Source organism: Paraburkholderia tagetis (genome assembly GCF_022213065.1).
In the GTDB taxonomy this organism is placed as follows: Bacteria; Pseudomonadota; Gammaproteobacteria; order Burkholderiales; family Burkholderiaceae; genus Paraburkholderia; species Paraburkholderia tagetis.
Genome location: NZ_JAKLJA010000004.1, coordinates 344,458 through 361,251, shown reverse-complemented (window position 1 = coordinate 361,251; position 16,794 = coordinate 344,458). Strand labels below are relative to the sequence as shown.

At 62.8% G+C, this 16,794-nt stretch carries 16 protein-coding genes and 2 pseudogenes; 8 read left to right on the top strand and 10 right to left on the bottom strand.

Annotated elements, in window-relative coordinates; all coding sequences use genetic code 11:
• Positions 1-1,290: pseudogene (locus tag L5014_RS08745) on the top strand (hypothetical protein); the annotation flags it as partial.
• 25 nt (positions 1,291-1,315) lie between these two features.
• Here L5014_RS08745 and L5014_RS08740 read toward each other — a convergent pair.
• The gene (locus L5014_RS08740; protein ID WP_238463175.1) at positions 1,316-2,086 is read right to left on the bottom strand and encodes a hypothetical protein; all 771 of its coding nucleotides are present in this window, start codon (positions 2,084-2,086) and stop codon (positions 1,316-1,318) included.
• Between the two features lie 243 nt (positions 2,087-2,329).
• Between L5014_RS08740 and L5014_RS08735 the strand changes: the two are divergent.
• A pseudogene (locus L5014_RS08735) lies at positions 2,330-2,437 on the top strand (hydroxypyruvate isomerase); the annotation flags it as partial.
• 41 nt (positions 2,438-2,478) lie between these two features.
• Here L5014_RS08735 and L5014_RS08730 read toward each other — a convergent pair.
• From L5014_RS08730 to L5014_RS08720, 3 genes are all read right to left on the bottom strand, one after another.
• On the bottom strand, positions 2,479-2,907 hold the full coding sequence (locus L5014_RS08730; RefSeq protein ID WP_238463174.1) for a DUF3293 domain-containing protein: 429 nt from the start codon (positions 2,905-2,907) through the stop codon (positions 2,479-2,481).
• Positions 2,908-3,114: 207 nt separating this feature from the next.
• Positions 3,115-4,242 carry an aminotransferase class V-fold PLP-dependent enzyme gene (locus L5014_RS08725; protein ID WP_238463173.1) on the bottom strand — a complete coding sequence of 376 codons (1,128 nt, stop codon included), beginning with the start codon at positions 4,240-4,242 and terminating at the stop codon, positions 3,115-3,117.
• A 76-nt stretch (positions 4,243-4,318) separates the two neighbouring features.
• On the bottom strand, positions 4,319-4,741 hold the full coding sequence (locus L5014_RS08720; protein WP_238463172.1) for a hypothetical protein: 423 nt from the start codon (positions 4,739-4,741) through the stop codon (positions 4,319-4,321).
• Positions 4,742-5,097: 356 nt separating this feature from the next.
• Between L5014_RS08720 and L5014_RS08715 the strand changes: the two genes are divergently transcribed.
• On the top strand, positions 5,098-5,730 hold the full coding sequence (locus L5014_RS08715; RefSeq protein ID WP_238463171.1) for a DUF4142 domain-containing protein: 633 nt from the start codon (positions 5,098-5,100) through the stop codon (positions 5,728-5,730).
• A 151-nt stretch (positions 5,731-5,881) separates the two neighbouring features.
• Here the strand turns inward: L5014_RS08715 and L5014_RS08710 are convergent, their stop codons facing one another.
• On the bottom strand, positions 5,882-6,481 hold the full coding sequence (locus tag L5014_RS08710) for a TMEM175 family protein (protein ID WP_238463170.1): 600 nt from the start codon (positions 6,479-6,481) through the stop codon (positions 5,882-5,884).
• Positions 6,482-6,673: 192 nt separating this feature from the next.
• Here L5014_RS08710 and L5014_RS08705 point away from each other — a divergent pair, with 192 nt between their 5' ends.
• Positions 6,674-7,363 carry a cytochrome b/b6 domain-containing protein gene (locus tag L5014_RS08705; protein WP_238463169.1) on the top strand — a complete coding sequence of 230 codons (690 nt, stop codon included), beginning with the start codon at positions 6,674-6,676 and terminating at the stop codon, positions 7,361-7,363.
• Between the two features lie 25 nt (positions 7,364-7,388).
• Here L5014_RS08705 and L5014_RS08700 read toward each other — a convergent pair whose 3' ends face one another.
• Positions 7,389-8,462, bottom strand: coding sequence for a hypothetical protein (locus L5014_RS08700; protein ID WP_420800040.1), 1,074 nt, complete (start codon positions 8,460-8,462; stop codon positions 7,389-7,391).
• 137 nt (positions 8,463-8,599) lie between these two features.
• Between L5014_RS08700 and L5014_RS08695 the strand changes: the two genes are divergently transcribed.
• Positions 8,600-8,863: an H-NS family nucleoid-associated regulatory protein gene (locus tag L5014_RS08695; RefSeq protein WP_238463167.1), complete on the top strand. Its 264-nt coding sequence runs from the start codon at positions 8,600-8,602 to the stop codon at positions 8,861-8,863.
• Positions 8,864-8,935: 72 nt separating this feature from the next.
• Here the strand turns inward: L5014_RS08695 and kdgD are convergent, their stop codons facing one another.
• The 3 genes from kdgD to L5014_RS08680 form a co-directional block, all read right to left on the bottom strand.
• A complete protein-coding gene (gene kdgD, locus L5014_RS08690; protein ID WP_238463166.1) occupies positions 8,936-9,853 on the bottom strand; it encodes a 5-dehydro-4-deoxyglucarate dehydratase in 918 nt (305 codons plus the stop codon).
• A gap of 82 nt (positions 9,854-9,935) precedes the next feature.
• Entirely contained in the window at positions 9,936-11,309 is a 1,374-nt protein-coding gene (gudD, locus tag L5014_RS08685) for a glucarate dehydratase (protein WP_238463165.1), read from the bottom strand.
• 51 nt (positions 11,310-11,360) lie between these two features.
• Entirely contained in the window at positions 11,361-12,692 is a 1,332-nt protein-coding gene (locus L5014_RS08680; RefSeq protein WP_238463164.1) for an MFS transporter, read from the bottom strand.
• A 373-nt stretch (positions 12,693-13,065) separates the two neighbouring features.
• Between L5014_RS08680 and L5014_RS08675 the strand changes: the two genes are divergently transcribed.
• Positions 13,066-13,275, top strand: coding sequence for a hypothetical protein (locus L5014_RS08675; RefSeq protein ID WP_238463163.1), 210 nt, complete (start codon positions 13,066-13,068; stop codon positions 13,273-13,275).
• Between the two features lie 16 nt (positions 13,276-13,291).
• On the opposite strand, the gene L5014_RS08670 is transcribed toward L5014_RS08675, so the two are convergent.
• The gene (locus tag L5014_RS08670) at positions 13,292-14,059 is read right to left on the bottom strand and encodes a FadR/GntR family transcriptional regulator (protein WP_238463162.1); all 768 of its coding nucleotides are present in this window, start codon (positions 14,057-14,059) and stop codon (positions 13,292-13,294) included.
• A gap of 663 nt (positions 14,060-14,722) precedes the next feature.
• Here L5014_RS08670 and L5014_RS08665 point away from each other — a divergent pair.
• Complete coding sequence (locus L5014_RS08665) at positions 14,723-15,328, top strand: c-type cytochrome (RefSeq protein ID WP_238463161.1); 606 nt, start codon at positions 14,723-14,725, stop codon at positions 15,326-15,328.
• Positions 15,329-15,410: 82 nt separating this feature from the next.
• Entirely contained in the window at positions 15,411-16,775 is a 1,365-nt protein-coding gene (locus L5014_RS08660; protein ID WP_238463208.1) for a c-type cytochrome, read from the top strand.
• Positions 16,776-16,794 lie beyond the last annotated feature (19 nt).

The following is a 16,794-nucleotide window of genomic DNA, read 5'->3' as shown; positions in this document are numbered from 1 at the left end:
TTACTGCTCGCTTACGCGTGGAATTCGCGCTCGGGTGTGCGTGGAATTCGCGCTCGGGTCATCGTGGAATCGGTGCTCGGGTCGCCGTGGAATTCGCGCTCGAGTACGCGTGGAATATGCAATCTTGGCAAATTTTCAAACGCGACCGGCTGGAACGCGACAGAAGTCAGCCCAGGTTCAGCTAAGCTGCGCGACCTCCTCTTCGAGAAGCGGCTACGAATCTGTCCGATTTGTCTCGAATCGGCGTACCACAGTGTCTGGCACCAGTTTCAAGGACTACGCATCTGCCCGATTCATTCATGCCAGTTGCTACCTACTTGCGCCTATTGCGGCGCAGGCACCATGATCGTCACCGATTATTTTCGCCACAATGCGCGATGGATGCGCTGCGTGTTCTGCGGCCAATATCTCGCGGGAGCCGCGCCGAATCTGACCGCTCACATCGACCTCCGAGATCAGTCGGGCGCGCTTGCCACTCACTTTGGCGCGCTGGACAAATGGTGGAGTGACTATGCCGGCGTCCTCGGCATGATTTCGGAGCTCGAGCCGATAGAATCCCCCGACCGAAGAGCACGCCGACGTTCGGGGGAATACCTGATCGCCAGTTTGTTCGATGCCCTTGCGCCGGTGCCCGGGTACTCGGCAAACTCAAGCGGCAGCTTGAATGTCTTTCAGTGGAGCGCGTCGTCCAATCGCCCTGGCCGCACGCGAGCGGACTACCACGTGAAAAGTTCGGCTTATAGCAACGCGCTTGGCAAGCTGCTCCGATGGGCCATCAGAGAGCCCGATCACGCGCGGCAGCTCCGGGATATCGGAAGGGCGCTCGAACAGCGATGGGCGACGGACGTCACGCTTTACTCACCGCCCGTTGTAGCTGTCGGGTTAACCAGAAACTGGTTCGAAGGATACAAGTGGGACATCCATCAAGCAACCGATCCGCACCGCCATGCACTGCGGCCGGATGCGCCCCTGCTGAGCGCGGTATGCCAGCCAGTCTTGAGACTAGAGATTCAGGCATTTGTGAGCGCAATTTGCTCAGCGTTTCTCCACGACGTCCGCCGGGCAACCGAGCAGGGGTGGAGCCTGTCAAGCGAGACGTTGCAACAATCCGGGCCGGCCGCCGCCGGCGTGCGCAAACAGGAGGGCAGGCTGTTCAGCGGCCTGATTGTCTTTCCGGGCAATGACGACGTACCGCATTCGCCATTGCGGCGGCACCAGTTTGGGGAGTGGCTGACTGGCGCGTCGTCGACACTCGATCGGCGCGCTTTTACGAAGGGCGGTAACGGTTGAGGATGGCCCCGTCCGCTCTTGATGACTATGCAGACGGGGGGATTCGGTTACCAAGCACTCGTCGCATTGCATCGGCTTTGATGCGCTCGTCGGACAGTGCCTTATCAAGCGCTTCGGCTCGACCTTTCCAATAACGGCACTGCTCGGACATCTGCTGCCTCAGGTTGTCCGTCTGCATACGCATATGGTTTTCCAGTCCCGCCATGCGCTGAATCGCGTCGGTCAATGCATCAAGGCGTTGCACCAGTTCCGCCGTCCGTTGGCCATGCTCGGCGCGCTCCCGCTCGAGTTGCTGCGTCAGTTCCCGCACCTGCGACTCGGCTGACATCGCGCGCCCGCCAACGGTAGTGCATTCGGCTTCATATCTCGCCAGGCGAGCGTAGGCGTCGCGCAATGCCATCTCCGAGACCTCCACGCGCACGCGAAGATCCATCATTTCGTCGCTTCGCTCATCGACCGGCAGCGGACTGGGGCAGGCCGCCGGGGGAGGCGCAATCGGCTCCCCAGCCTCGTGCACATTACGCGACCGCGGCTCCGGCAATGCCGCCTCCCGAGCGCGACGGATGGCTTTTGACCACGTCAGCGCCGACGGTCGCCGGCGAATCCCAACCGCTGATAGCATCCGTTCATAAAGCGTCTGGCCATAAAACTGGCCGGTCGTGCGTGCAACGCCCGCGATGAACTGGTCGAGGAATTCGTTATTCGCGTGATGAGGCGCAGCCTCATTGGCGGACGTGGCTGCCGCGGCGATCGCGCGCCATTCGTCTGACGTAAAGGTAATGACCGGCCGACCCATAGAGCGGTCCCTTGAACGAAACCTGGTTTACTATACAAACCCACCTGGGTTTGGGTGGGTTCATCAAGTTTGTCCACGTAATTCGTCTTGGAACGCGCAGGCCGACGGCCTGCGCCGACGGAATTCATGTCGGAATTCGGGGTTGCCACCGAGCGCCCATCGACGCAATTCGTGTCGGAAATCGGATCCCGGAATTCCGCAACGATTTGTGACGAATATCCGATACACATTACGTAGGCGGGCTCACTCGGCTACGACGGCTGGATCGGCTGCGAATACCGGCCGAAGGCGGCTACCTCCGATGGGCTGGGCTGGCTGCGTCCGTATCTGCATGCGACGAAGGCGCGGTGAGTGCTCGAGATTGGATCGAAAGCGCGGCTCAAACGCGCGGATTAGCGCAAGAGAATCAGTTGCGGCACGGCATCGGCGCCGCACCAGACGATCGCGTTCTGTCCGTGCTTTTCGCCTAGCGCCTTTGCCGCGTCGAGCGTTGCGCCCAGCACCAGCAAGCTGGCTTCGCCGGGCCAGGTGTTCGACGGATGTTTCCCGATGCCCTCGATAAACGCGACGCCGAGCGCTTCGAGATCGCGCACGAGCGCCTCCTGCCGTGCAGCATTGGCTTGAGGATCGAGATTCTGACTGAACGGATTGCAGGCGGTGATAAAGGCGCTACAGGCAACGTGGTGCGCATCGTGCAGCGCGGAAAGCGCCGGATTGAATCGACCGATCTGCAGCGTTGCCGGTGCGCCGCCGAAAACCTGGTAATGCGTTTCGAGGTACGCCTGAATCGTATCGCGCGGGATGCTGGAGTCTGAAAACAAAAGAGCCTCGGGTTTAATTGCCAGAACACGATATTTCTATTTGGGATCTACAGATTTTCCGCTGATAATTTGCATTATGTTAAATAACGCAAATTCCCGTTATCCGCCCCCCCCGTGCGGATTCCGCCAACCTCGCGAAACCCGCACGCTCGATGCATCCAGCGACGATGAAGCCGTGCAGGCACTTGGCGCGCTGCACGAATCACCCTAAAGAATACGATCCAATGCCTTGGCGAACCTGGCGACCGCACCTTCGACGTCATGCAGTTTGTCCAGGCCAAATAGTCCGACGCGGAAGGTCTTGAAATCTTCTGGCTCGTCGCATTGCAACGGAACGCCGGCCGCGATCTGCAAGCCGGCATCGGCGAACTTCTTGCCGGATCGTATGCCATCATCGTCCGTGTAGCTGACCACGACGCCCGGCGCCTGAAAACCTTCGGCCGCCACACTCCTGAAGCCTTTGCCAACCAGGAGTGCACGAATGCGCTTGCCGAGCTCGAGCTGCTCCGCCTGCACCTTGTCGAAGCCGTATGCCTCGGTTTCCTTGATCACGTCGCGCAGCGTCGTGAGACTGTCCGTGGGCATCGTGGCGTGGTAAGCGAACCCGCCGTTCTCGTAGGTCTCCATGATCTGCAGCCATTTGCGCAGATCGCAGGCGAAGCTGGTGCTGGTCGTGGCGTCGATTCTTTCGCGGGCAAGCGCGCCGAGCATGACCAGCGCACAGCAAGGCGACGCGCTCCACCCTTTTTGCGGCGCGCTGATCAGGACATCGACGCCGGTGGCCTGCATGTCGACCCAGATCGTGCCGGAGGCGATGCAATCCAGTACGAACATGCCGCCGACGGCATGCACAGCGTCGGACACCGCGCGCAAATAGTCATCGGGCAGCATCATCCCCGAGGCGGTTTCGACATGCGGCGCAAAGACCAGATCCGGCTTGTGCTCCTTGATTGCGGCGACCACTTCTTCGATTGGCGCCGGCGCATAGGCGGCCTGCCTTCCTTGTTCGACCGGACGCGCTTTCAATACGATCGACTCAGACGGAATACCGCCCATGTCGAATATTTGCGACCAGCGGAAACTGAACCAGCCATTGCGGATAACCAGACACTTCTGGTTCGTCGCGAACTGCCGTGCAACGGCTTCCATGCCGAAAGTCCCGCTACCCGGGACGATAACGACCGACTCCGCGTTGTAGACTTTTTTCAGGGCGCCGGAAATATCGCGCATGACGCCCTGAAAGAGCTGCGACATATGATTAATCGAGCGATCGGTGTAAACCACCGAATATTCGAGGAGCCCCTCGCGGTCGACATCGGGAAGTAAACCTGGCATGCCCGCCTCCGGTAAAGGATGAACAATGTGAGCCGATTCTAACGAAAGCCACCTGCAATCTGGTGCATATTTTTTCTCACTTCCGCGCGGGCGGCTGCGGATTGTTGGCCGGGTTCGTATCGAACCGGCTCACGCCTTCGATACCCACCTTACCAGCAAGAGCCGAGAGCCGCGCATGCAGCCAGTCGGCGGTTTCCCTGTCGTAGACCGGTTCGTCACGCACATACACCGTAAACGACCTCAGATACTTCGCCTTTTTCTCGGGATTGCCGATCGTATCCTTCGTCCATGGGTACAGCGGATAACGATCTCGCCCCGCCCTCTCCGCCTCTTCGACATATTCGGCGAATGCATCGAATTGACACTTCAACGAGGCGTTGCGCTCACTCAGGACGGCTTCGAGCAAATCTTTCCCCTCATGCTGCCCGCGCGCCCGCAACGCATCGGCCAGTTCGGGCACGACGGTAATGCGCACCTGGAATTGCCATGTTTGCGCCATGTATGCCTCCTGCAATAACGGCCTCCTGCAATAACGAGCAGGATACCCCTGAAGGCTCGCATCGCACGACCCGGTACGAGGTGCTTTCGCCGCTGCGCGTCTACATGGCGCCTATGACATCGCGATGAATCGCGAGCCGCACACGCACGAAGCCCAGCGTTCTTACTAACCGTTACAGAAGCGACGTCATCGTTGCACCTGTGTTTCACCTGTACGCGCCAAGCCTTTCTAGAATTCATCGGACCGTTGCGCGACACACTTGCACAGCGGTCGCAAACGAAGCCTCGTGCAACGCATGCACATCGCATTGAGCCGGGCCTCGTTTGTGCAATCAATAAATCACGAAAGGAGTTCGTATGTCTCGCCTCTCGCTTGCTTCGCTCGCCACTGCATCCGCTGCCGGCCTCCTCGTTCTTTCGCTGGGCGCTCATGCCCAGACCACGGCGCCTGCCGGCACCAACGCCGCCGCCGCTGCCACCACGAACGCCGCCACCGCGAATGCGGCCACGGCCAGCGCCCCCCCTGCGACTACCGCCAGTGCCACGGAGAAGCTGCATGGATCCGACAAGGCCTTCATCGCGGACGGCACGCAAACCGTCGCGACGCAACGCGACGCCGCACGCATTGCCGACTCGCGCTCGACCGATCGCGACGTGAAGGCTTTTGCGCAGCAAATCGTCGCCGACTACACGAAGCTCTCCAACTCGATGCGCGCCGCGAGCCCGCGCGGTGTTGATGTGCCGCGCAACGACCCGGACACGGCCGTGCTCGACAGCATCAAGAATCTGCGTGGCGCCGACTTCGACAAGGCTTATATCGAGCAGGTGGCGCTGGGCGCGCAGCAAAAGGCGCTTTCGGCGTTCCAGGCGGAAATCGCCCAAGGCCGCGATGCGGGTCTGAAGAAGGTCGCGACCGAAGGCCTGCCCGTGATCCAGGCGGACATCGCCAAGGCGAAGGAACTGGCGCAGCGCAAGCATATGGCCAGCTAATTTGTCGAGGGAGCAGCGCGCCGCGCAGTCGACGGCGCGCTCAACTCACTGATCCACAGCGCGGGCGTTCCGAGCATTCCCGCACAGTACGGATGCGCAGTGAAGACGCATGAAGACGAAGCAGGCGCGGTGGAAACCGCGCCTGCTTTATTTATTCTTGCGGCGGCTCGTGTGCGGCCGTCACGAGCCGCTCCATGCGACGGTCCGGCACGAGCCACAATAGCGCCACCGCCACGAAAAACAGCGCACCGATATGCGGCCAGTCCAGCGCCGCCAGCACCATCCCCAGCACATACCCCGTGACCGAAGCCTTGCCCTTCAGGTCGCGCCCCAAGGCTCGCGCAAGCGCGCTTTGCGCGCCGTGATGGCGCACGAGCGTGCCCTGCAACACGGCATACGCAAGCGCACAGAGCAGCAGGTTCAGACCGTAAAGCATGGTAGGCCAGCGCCCGAAATGGTTCTCGCCCATCCACCCGGTGGTGAACGGCAGCAGCGAGAGCCAGAACAACAGATGCAGATTCGCCCATAGCACGGTGCCGTTCACGCTGCTCGATGCGTGCAGCATGTGATGGTGGTTGTTCCAGTAAATGCCGACATAGATGAAGCTCAGGATATAGCTGAGCACTGTGGGCCACGCCGGGATGAGCGCGGCGATATCCTCGCCGTGCGGCACCTTGAGTTCCAGCACCATGATGGTGATGATGATGGCGAGCACGCCATCGCTGAACGCTTCGAGTCGGTTCTTGTTCATCGGCTTCGTTGTTCGCGGGTCGGTTCAAGCTGGCGCAAGTATCGCCGAAAGCACCGGCGGACGCCATGCCGGCCGCGAGCGCGATGCGCGCGGCGGCGCTACAGTGCATATGCGCAGATACGGTGCAATGAGCCCCACGCCAGCGCATTCACCGCTCACCCTCGCGCGCCCACTGCAATACAGAGGAATGCCATGGATAACGAACCGCACGCTACGCCCAGCGTCTTGCCCGCCCGCCGTGTGCGCATCTGGGATCTGCCCGTGCGCCTCTTTCACTGGCTTACCGTATTGCTCGTGGCGCTCGCTTATGTCTCGCAGCGCATGAACTGGATGCAGTTGCATGTGCGCGCGGGCGAAACGCTCTTCGCGCTCGTGCTGTTTCGTCTGCTTTGGGGTTGCTTCGGCAGCGAGACCGCGCGCTTTAGCCACTTCGTCGCGACGCCCGCGGCGGCGTGGCGGCAATTGCGCCATCTGGCGCACCGCGAACCCGACGTGCAAGTCGGCCACAATGCGGCGGGCGGCTGGATGGTGCTATTTCTGCTCGCGCTGCTGTTCGTCGAGACGCTCTCCGGTCTTTACGACAACAACGATATCGCCGATGAAGGCCCGCTCTCCGAAATCGTTCCCGCTGCCATTGCGAATGCGATCGCGGCAATTCACGCTTATGGATGGGACGTGCTGGCGGTGGCCGTCGTGCTGCACGTATGCGCGATCCTGAGCTATGCACTCGTCAAGCGCCACAATCTGCTCGGTCCGATGGTGACGGGCACGAAGCATCTGCCTGCAACGGTGCGCGCGCCGCAACGCGCTTCGCTGTGGCGCGCGGTGCTGCTGCTGGCTTTTTCCGCGCTCGTGACGGTGCTCCTTGCTGTTTATCTCTGAGGGCGTGTTTTTAAATCGACGAGCCCTACCCCGCAGGCACGGTAAGTATCGGCGCCTTCTGATCCTGATTGGCCTGCGAAAGCGCGATCACGTTCTGCAATACCGTCAACGCATACTTCGAATCGAAATCATCGTTATCGATCCAGTACGTGGCGCCGTGATAGACAACCGTGGCATACGCATCGGGCGGAGGCTTCTCGCCCACGTGCACGACGACGGTAGGCCGCGTCTCGCCGCCGACGAGATGCACGGTCGGCACCGTAGAGCCGCGCTTGACGTCGTCTTCGCGCACCGAGATCTGCGCGCCCAGATTGGTCAGGATGCCCATCACCGACCTCGTCACCATATTGATGGCGAGACCGTTGCCCGACGCAGGGCCATACATCACCGGATATTCGCGCACGGCAGGCGAGAGATGCAGCAGGCGGCGCACTTCGGCGAGATCCGCGGCGGTGCCGGGCGGCGCGCCGTCGCCTCCGATCGCCATTGTCACGCGCGCCGCGCGGTCGGGCCCGGCCTGCTTGTAGCTCACGGTGAGTTGTCCCGCGAGTTGCAGGCGGCGCAGCGCGCGCAGCAGCGCGAAAAAATCGGGGTTCCCGTCGCTCTCCGGGCCGCCGAGCGGCGTGGCATTCTGCAGCCCGCCAATCGATTGCACCGAAAGACGCAGCAGCAAGTCGATGGGCACGCCGCTATCGGCGAGCGGCAGCACCAACTCGGGCTGCAACGGGCGAATATAGCCGGTCGCGAGCGCCTCGCCCGTGGTGGGCACGAACGTGAAGGTCGGGTGATTCGAATACGAGGCGCCCACGCTCGCCTGACCATAGCTCGCGCCGGCCGGTCCCGATCCGCCCTGGGTTATCGCGCCCGCATTGGCCTCGAACGTGTACGACGCGATGATCTGGCTCACCGCCACGAACGAAGGCGAATCGCCGAAGCGCAGGCCCACGATGGTCGCGAGCATCTCGCGTTTTTTTGCGTCGCCGAGCGCGCGTTCGTAATCGACCTGGTCGGTGCGCAACAGATGCGGGCCGAACCAGGCGCAGCCCGATGTCATGAAGAGCGGGCACAATGCAGCGGCAACGAGCTGCCGGCGAGGCAAGCGGAATGAAATCATGCGGGAAGCCGGATGGAGTGGAGGCTGGAGGCGATGCGTGCAGCAAGCTTCATGCCTCGCACGACGCGCGGCGCTTGACGTAAAATCTACCGCTCCCCTCACTCCCCTCGAAAAGACCGCAGATGGCTACCTACCTCGAATTGCTCGCCGAAAAACGCGCGCTGGATGCGCGCATCGAAGCGGTGCGCGCCGAGGCGGCTCAAGAAGCACTTGCGGCCGCCCGTGCCGCCATCGCCGAATTCGGCTTCACGCCGGAGGACCTGTTCGGCAAGCCGCGCCAGAAAAGAGGCCCGCGGCGCAAGCGCGAGGAGGCGCAGGAAGGCGCCAATGCGCAAGCCGCCGACCAGGCCAATTTCGATTTGTTCGGCGATTGCGCCGCGCATTGACACCCGGGCGCACGAAGTAGCGGCCCAACAGCGGCTCAACAAGGGCTCAACGAATGAGCGGAATGCGCGTAGTTACTGCGCGCCCAGCTTCTTGATGAGCACATCGAGCTGCGCCATTTCTTCTTCGTTGAGGTCGGTGAGCGGCGCGCGCACCGGACCCGCATCGCGGCCCACGAGCTTCGCGCCCGCCTTCACGATGCTCACCGCGTAGCCGGCGCGGCGATTGCGAATCTTCAGGTAAGGCAGGAAAAATTCGTCGATGAGCTTGCCCACGGTGGCGTGATCGTCGGCGGCAATCGCGCGGTAGAACGCCATCGCCGTCTTCGGAATGAAGTTGAACACCGCCGACGAGTACACGGGCACGCCCAGCGCCTTATAGGCCGCCGCATAGACTTCCGCCGTGGGCAGCCCGCCGAGGTACGAGAAGCGCTCGCCCAGGCGCCGGCGGATCGTCACCATCGCCTCGATATCGCCCACGCCATCCTTGAAGCCAATGAGGTTTTCGCAGCGGTCCGCCAGCCGTTCGAGCATGTCCGCATCGAGCTTCGAATTCGCGCGGTTATAGACGATCACGCCCATCTTCGGCACGGCCTTGCAGACCTGCTCGACGTGCACGGCAATGCCTTCCTGCGAGGCTTCCGTGAGGTAATGCGGCATCAGCAGAATGCCTTGCGCGCCGTTGCGCTCCGCTTCCTGCGCGTATTCGATAGCCACGCGTGTCGCCCCGCCCGCGCCCGCGAGAATCGGCACCTTGCCCTTGCAGGTTTCGGTGGCGGTCTTGATCACCTGCGAATATTCGCGCTTCGTGAGCGAAAAGAATTCGCCCGTGCCGCCCGCTGCGAACAGCGCGCTCGCGCCGTAGGGGGCGAGCCACTCGAGGCGCTCGGCATAGGTATCGGCGCGAAAATTGCCCTGCGCGTCGAAGTCGGTGACGGGGAACGAAAGCAGACCATCGGAAACGATTTGCTTGAGTTCTTGCGGCGTGGTCATGGTCTTGATCCTGTGACGAAGTCGGTAAAAATATATTCAATCGAATTCAGTAACGCACTCGGGACATTCGAGCGGTTTTCGCTCAGCGCACGAGGCACGGACGCTTGTGGTCGAACGTCCAGTTGGGAATGAGGTATTGCATGGCGATTGCGTCGTCGCGGGCGCCCAGGCCGTGCTGCCGATAAAGCGCGTGCGCTTTCTCCAGTTCGTCCATGTCGATCTCGATGCCAAGGCCCGCCTTTTGCGGCACCTGCACTTTGCCGCCCGCGATTTGCAGCGGCTCGCGCGTGAGGCGCTGGCCGTCCTGCCAGATCCAGTGCGTGTCGATCGCGGTGACGTTGCCGGGCGCCGCGGCCGCCACGTGCGTGAACATCGCGAGCGAAATGTCGAAGTGATTGTTCGAGTGCGAGCCCCACGTGAGGCCCCAGTCGTTGCACATCTGCGCGACGCGCACGGAGCCCTGCATGGTCCAGAAGTGCGGGTCCGCGAGCGGAATGTCCACCGATTGCAGCTGGATCGCGTGGCCCATCTGGCGCCAGTCGGTGGCGATCATGTTGGTGGCCGTGGGCAGGCCGGTCGCGCGGCGAAACTCGGCCATCACTTCGCGGCCCGAATAACCGTTTTCCGCACCACAGGGGTCTTCCGCGTAGGCGAGCACGTCGTGCTTGTCGCGGCACAGGCGAATCGCTTGCGCGAGCGACCACGCGCCGTTCGGGTCGAGCGTCACGCGCGCCTGCGGGAAGCGCGCGGCCAGCGCCGTGACCGCTTCCATTTCCGCATCGCCGGCCAGCACGCCGCCCTTGAGCTTGAAGTCATTGAAGCCGTAGCGCTGCTGCGCGGCTTCGGCCAGACGCACGACGGCCTCGGGCGTCATCGCTGCCTCGGTGCGCAGGCGCTCCCAGTCGTCGCGGCCATCGGCGCCGCTCGCATAAGCCAGATCGGTCTTGTTGCGATCGCCGATGAAGAACAGATAGCCGAGCATCTCCACTTCGCTGCGCTGCTGGCCTTCACCGAGCAGCGCCGCAACGGGCACGTTCAAATGCTGGCCAAGCAGGTCGAGCAGCGCGGCTTCGAGCGCGGTCACGGCATGGATCGTCGTGCGCAGGTCGAAGGTCTGCAAGCCGCGGCCGCCCGAATCGCGGTCGGCGAACTGCTTGCGCACGGTATTGAGCACCGCTTGCAGATTGCCGATCGACTGGCCGACCACGAACGCGCGCGCATCGTCGAGCGTCTTGCGGATCGACTCGCCGCCCGGCACTTCGCCCACGCCCGTATTGCCCGCGCTGTCGCGCAGCAGCACGACGTTGCGCGTGAAGAACGGGCCGTGCGCGCCGGAAAGATTCATCAGCATGCTGTCGCGGCCCGCGACGGGCACGACGCGCAATTCGGTCACGACGGGCGTGGCGCTCTGTGTCACGTTTGGCTCGCCGTGCGGCTGGACGTTCTGTGTAGACATGAAAGCACTACCTCTAAAAAATGCGGCGCACCGCGCCTGGAAAACCATGGCTCACTGCGCGCTGCCCTGCACCGGCGCATCGACAAAAGCGCGGCGCGCGGGCTTGTTGCGCGCGAGGAACGCGACAGCGGCGGCGATCAACGAAGTCACGCCAAGGCCGTAGAGCCCGCCCGTGATCGAGCCCGTGTGCTGCTGCAAGTAACCGAACGTGGCCGGGGCAAAGAAGCCGCCCAGATTGCCGAGCGAATTGATGAGCGCGATTACGGCAGCCGCCACGCGGGTGTCGAGATAGCCCTGCGGGATCGGCCAGAACAGCGACGAAGCCGCCTTGAAACCGATGGCCGAGAAGCAGATCGCGACGAACGAGAACACCGGGTTCCCCGAGGTCGAGGCGAACAGACCGCACGCGGCAATGACGAGCGCAGTGGCGAGCCAGGCCTGCTGGAAGCGGAATTTCGCCGAGAGCAGCGCGAAGCAGTACATCGCGACGATGGCGATCATCCAGGGAATCGCGTTGTACAAACCCACCTGAAAGTCGCTAAGGCCGCCCATCTTGCGGATGATGGTCGGCAGCCAGAAAGTGGCCGCGTAGATCGTCAACTGGATCGCGAAATAGAGGAAGCAGAACAGCAGAATCTGCGGATCGCGCAACAAGCGCATGACCGGCACGCGCGCGCCCGTCGCGGCTTCGCGCTCGGACTGCTCGTTCGCCATGCAGGTTTCGAGCGCATTCTGCTCGGCGCTGGAAAGCCAGTGTGCGTCGCGGATGCGCGATTTCAACACGAGCCAGCTCGCGCCGCACAGCACGACGGAGAACGCGCCTTCGATCAGAAACATCCACTGCCAGCCCGAGAGGCCGAAGCCGTGCACCGAAAGCAACGCGCCCGTGACCGGCTCGGACAGCACCGAGGCAAACGCCGATCCCGCGAGGAAGATCGCCACGGCCTTGCCGCGCTCCTTTTGCGGCAGCCATTGCGCGAAGTAATAGACGACGCCTGGGAAGAAGCCCGCCTCCGCGATGCCGAGCAGGAAGCGCAGCATGTAGAACGAGGTGTCGTTGTGCACGAACGCCATGCTCGCTGCGACGATGCCCCATGTGCCCATGATGCGCGTGAGCCAGGCGCGCGCGCCGTACTTCTGCATCAGGATATTGGAGGGCACTTCGAAGATCGCGTAGCCGACAAAGAACAGACCCGCGCCGAGCCCGTATGCCGCCGCCGAGAGACCGATGTCGGCCTTCATGTGCGCGCCGGCGAAGCCGACGTTCACGCGGTCGATATAGTTCGCGATGTACATGATGAGGAACAGCGGCAAGACATGACGCTTGACCTTGGCGCTGGCGGAATCCAGCAGGTCTTCATTGCGGTCGGACGAAGTGGACATCGGGGTTGTCTCCAATTTGGCGCCCTGGTCGACAGGCCTGACATCGACAAGGCGCATCGTGGTACGTTGTCTGACGACATTGTAGCGAGGTTGTACGATCACTCCAATGTGGTGTTTACCCTTTTCTTGCCCTGAATAAGCCTGGTTATTGGGGCGAAAGGCCCGGCCCGCGGGGTTCCGTGGACAATTTGGCGTTATCGGTTGCCATGTCATGTTGTACGATGACATATGTCGGGTGACGCCCTTAAAGGGATGGCTGGCAGATCACCATATTGATGGGGCAATGCGGCGGCGCACGGCTCGGACAAGCCACAGTGGCTCCGCGCAGCGCAGGGATGGGGGAATTTTGTGCGAGAGATCAGTCGACGCACTGATGGAGATCAGGATCTGCGCGTCATTCGGCGCAGCGAGCGAAATGGCTTCGCCTTTCTTTTCTTTATTGCGCGGCGAGCAAGTACCCGCGCGCCAGCTAGATCAAACGGTGTCGCTCGAGTTATCTGGCAAGAACCCGGCGCGCATGGCGGCAACAAAAAGCACGGCCTGCTCTACGATGTGCGTCGCATTGATGCGAGCCTCACATTGAGATCCAGCCCATGATATCAAGCCCCCTCCGCCGCCCGCCGCAGCCGCTCCCGGCTGCTCGACAGATGCATGCGCATCGCGGCGCGCGCGCTTTCCGGATCGCGTCTTGCGATGGCTTCGAAAATGCTCTCGTGCTCGCGATTCACCAGCTCGGCATAAGCTTTGGGATCGCTATGCGCGATACCGGCCGAATCGATGCGATGGCGCGGAATGAGCGCGGCGCCCATCTGCGTGAGGATATCGACGAAATAGCGGTTGCCGGTGGCGCGCGCCACCGCGACGTGGAATTGCAGATCGGCGCCCGCGCTGTCACCGCCTGCGCGCGTGGCGGCTGAAATCGCATCGAGCGCCGTGCGGATATTCGCGAGGTCGCGCTCGCTCGCGCGCTGCGCGGCGAGTCCCGCGCATTCCGTTTCGAGGCTGATGCGCAGCTCCAGCACGCAGAGCAGATCGTTGAGCGTGCTCGCGGGCACGACTTCGAGTTCGAGCGGCTCGCGGCGCGGCTCCAGCACGAAGCTGCCGATGCCATGACGCGTCTCGATCACCGACATGGCCTGCAACCGCGAGATGGCCTCGCGCACCACGGTGCGGCTCACGCCCAGCGCGTTCATGAGACTGCTTTCGGTCGGCAGCTTGTCGCCGGGCTTCAGCGTGCGCGCAGCAATCTGCTCGTTGATGTAGTTGACGGCCTGCTCGGCAAGATTGCGACCGCGGGTGGTGGTGCTGGTCGTGCTGGTGGTGCTCTTGGTGCGGGTGGGTATGGGCGCGGCGGTCGACTCGGCCATCGTCCCCTCCTTGAAATGCGAATTTCATTTCATTATACGTCGTCGGACAACCAAACGACTGCCCCCCATATCGCGCACAATAACGCGGATTCGCAGCGTATTCCGACACCCACGAAGACATCGGACAACCGGGTTTGCCGGCACGATCGGCAGCGCGCCTGGCTGCCTCGCAATTGCCTCTCGACCCGCCACGCGCGCTCTCGCAAATAAATTCGGATTCCGTATCTATTGATACCGCCCGCGTTTGCGTCCGCGAGATCGATGTGTTAGCAAACGTCTTTATTCAAAGGCCGGATTAAAAAAACCACCGCCGACAATTTGTACACGTTCATCTCGACAGATCGCGTTTTTCCACGATAATGTGCTCCAGAAGATGCGCGCCGGAACGCAGTCGCCGCGTAGCTGCCTCGCAATTGGCTCGCAGTTGGCAATTGGCTTTGAGGCGCTGCTCAAGAGCGAACCCATTACCGCGCCGGATGACGCCTCAACTGATATCGAATCGCATCGCGCTTGTGCCGTACATGCCGTACATGCCGTCCACAATCCGCAACGAGGGAATCATTGAGAAACCGCATCGTCCGCGTTGTCCTCTGCGCCGTGGCACTCGCGCTGCCATGCGCCGCGTCCTTCGCAGCCCCGCCCGCGGAGCCCGCGCCTGACACGATGCAGGCCCGCGTCATGGGCTGCGCCGCATGTCATGGCGCGCACGGCGAAGGCACCGACAACGACTACTTCCCGCGCCTCGCCGGCAAGCCCGCCGGCTATCTCTACAACCAGCTCATCGCGTTTCGCGACGGTGGCCGCAGCTATCCGCCGATGAACTATCTGCTCGCGTATCTGCCCGACGCCTATCTCAAGCAGATGGCCGAGTTCTTCGCGCATGAGCGTCCGCCTTACCCGCCGCCCGCCACGCCCAAGGTGGATGCGTCCACGCTCGCGCTCGGCAAGTCGCTCGTCATGAACGGCGCGCCCAATCGCCAGGTGCCCGCGTGCGTGGCGTGCCACGGCGCCTCGCTCACCGGCATGCAGCCTGCCACTCCTGGCCTCGTGGGCCTGCATGCCGACTACATCAGCGCCCAACTAGGCGCGTTCCGCTACGGCACGCGCCGCGCTGCCAGCCCGGACTGCATGCACGACATCGCCTCGCATCTCGCCGAACGCGACATCACGGCCATCGCCGCATGGCTCGCCTCGCAGCCCGCGCCCGCCGACCCGACGCCCGCCGCGTCCGCGCACTTGCCGCTCGCGTGCGGCAGCGCCCACAACTAGCCGAGGCCTCGACGTGCGCAAACTTCGATCCCTCATCCCGACGATGCCGGTTCCGACGCTGACTTCAACGCGGACTTCAACGCTGACTTCAACGCTGACTTCAACACGGACTTCAACGCGGACGAAAGCCTTCGCCCGCACCTTGACGCTGAGCGCCGCACTCTTCTGCGCGGGCGCCGCGAACGCGCAGAGCGGCGCGCCTGCGGCCAATGCAGCGGATGCGGCGAGCGCTGCTGCCGCCGCCGCAACGGCCAACGCCAAGCCCGTGGCGAGCAATGCCGAGCAGCTCGTGCGCGGCGAGTATCTTGCGCGCGCGGGTGATTGCATCGCTTGCCATACGGTGCCTTCGCAGAAGATCTTCGGCGGCGGCCGTCCGATGGAAACGCCGTTCGGCACGCTCTATACGCCGAACATCTCCTCGGACAAGCAATACGGCATTGGCGCGTGGAGCGCCGACGAGTTCTACCGCATGCTGCACGAGGGCAAGTCGCGCGACGGCACGCTGCTCTATCCGGCGATGCCGTTCGCGTCGTACACCAAGGTCACGCGCGCCGACTCCGACGCGATCTATGCCTATCTGCTTTCCACGCCTGCGGTGCATCAGGCCAATCGAGCGCATACGCTGCGCTTTCCGTATAACCAGCGCCAGCTCCTGATCGGCTGGCGCGCGCTGTTCTTCCGCGCGGGCGAATTCAAGCCCGATCCGAAGCAATCGGTCGAATGGAATCGCGGTGCATATCTGGTGGAGGGCCTCGGGCATTGCACGATGTGCCACACGGAGATCAACGCGCTAGGCGGCAACACCGCCTCCAAGGAATTCCAGGGCGGCCTGATCCCGCTGCAAAACTGGTACGCACCTTCGCTCACCTCGAACAAGGAGGCGGGCCTGGGCGACTGGAGCATCAACGACATCGTCGACCTGCTGCACGCGGGCGTATCGAATCGCGGCGCCGTGTACGGGCCGATGGCCGAGGTCGTCTACGACAGCTTCCAGTACCTCACCGAAGACGACGTGCGCGCCGTGGCCGTCTATCTGAAGTCGCTGCCGGGCCACTCGAACGAGGTCGACAAGTCGCCCAAGAGCCCGTTCGTGACCGAGGAAGCCAACCGTCTCTCGCCGCTCGGCAAGAAGATCTACGAAGCGCAGTGTGCCGAGTGCCATGCCACCGCAGGCCAGGGGAAGCTGCCGCATTTCCCGCCGCTCGCGAACAACCAGTCGATCCAGATGAACTCGGCGGTGAACCCCATCCGCATGGTGCTCAACGGCGGCTATGCGCCGGGCACGAAGAAGAATCCGATGCCCTATGGCATGCCGCCGTTCGCGCAACTGCTTTCCGACGAGGAAGTGGCCGCCGTGGTCACCTATGTCCGCACGGCATGGGGCAATCACGGCACGCCGGTTTCCGGGCGCGAGGTGAACGCGCTGCGCTCTGCGCCGCTTTTCTGAGCCGTTTTTTTGAGCCGCT

Excerpts from the sequence above, each read along its gene's own strand:
- L5014_RS08740 (WP_238463175.1), bottom strand. The coding sequence starts at position 2,086 with ATGGGTCGGCCGGTCATTACCTTTACGTCAGACGAATGGCGCGCGATC.
- gudD (WP_238463165.1), bottom strand. The coding sequence starts at position 11,309 with ATGTCTACACAGAACGTCCAGCCGCACGGCGAGCCAAACGTGACACAG.
- L5014_RS08665 (WP_238463161.1), top strand. The coding sequence starts at position 14,723 with ATGCAGGCCCGCGTCATGGGCTGCGCCGCATGTCATGGCGCGCACGGC.
- L5014_RS08725 (WP_238463173.1), bottom strand. The coding sequence starts at position 4,242 with ATGCCAGGTTTACTTCCCGATGTCGACCGCGAGGGGCTCCTCGAATAT.
- L5014_RS08695 (WP_238463167.1), top strand. The coding sequence starts at position 8,600 with ATGGCTACCTACCTCGAATTGCTCGCCGAAAAACGCGCGCTGGATGCG.
- L5014_RS08675 (WP_238463163.1), top strand. The coding sequence starts at position 13,066 with ATGGAGATCAGGATCTGCGCGTCATTCGGCGCAGCGAGCGAAATGGCT.
- L5014_RS08670 (WP_238463162.1), bottom strand. The coding sequence starts at position 14,059 with ATGGCCGAGTCGACCGCCGCGCCCATACCCACCCGCACCAAGAGCACC.
- L5014_RS08680 (WP_238463164.1), bottom strand. The coding sequence starts at position 12,692 with ATGTCCACTTCGTCCGACCGCAATGAAGACCTGCTGGATTCCGCCAGC.
- L5014_RS08720 (WP_238463172.1), bottom strand. The coding sequence starts at position 4,741 with ATGGCGCAAACATGGCAATTCCAGGTGCGCATTACCGTCGTGCCCGAA.
- L5014_RS08715 (WP_238463171.1), top strand. The coding sequence starts at position 5,098 with ATGTCTCGCCTCTCGCTTGCTTCGCTCGCCACTGCATCCGCTGCCGGC.
- L5014_RS08705 (WP_238463169.1), top strand. The coding sequence starts at position 6,674 with ATGGATAACGAACCGCACGCTACGCCCAGCGTCTTGCCCGCCCGCCGT.
- kdgD (WP_238463166.1), bottom strand. The coding sequence starts at position 9,853 with ATGACCACGCCGCAAGAACTCAAGCAAATCGTTTCCGATGGTCTGCTT.
- L5014_RS08710 (WP_238463170.1), bottom strand. The coding sequence starts at position 6,481 with ATGAACAAGAACCGACTCGAAGCGTTCAGCGATGGCGTGCTCGCCATC.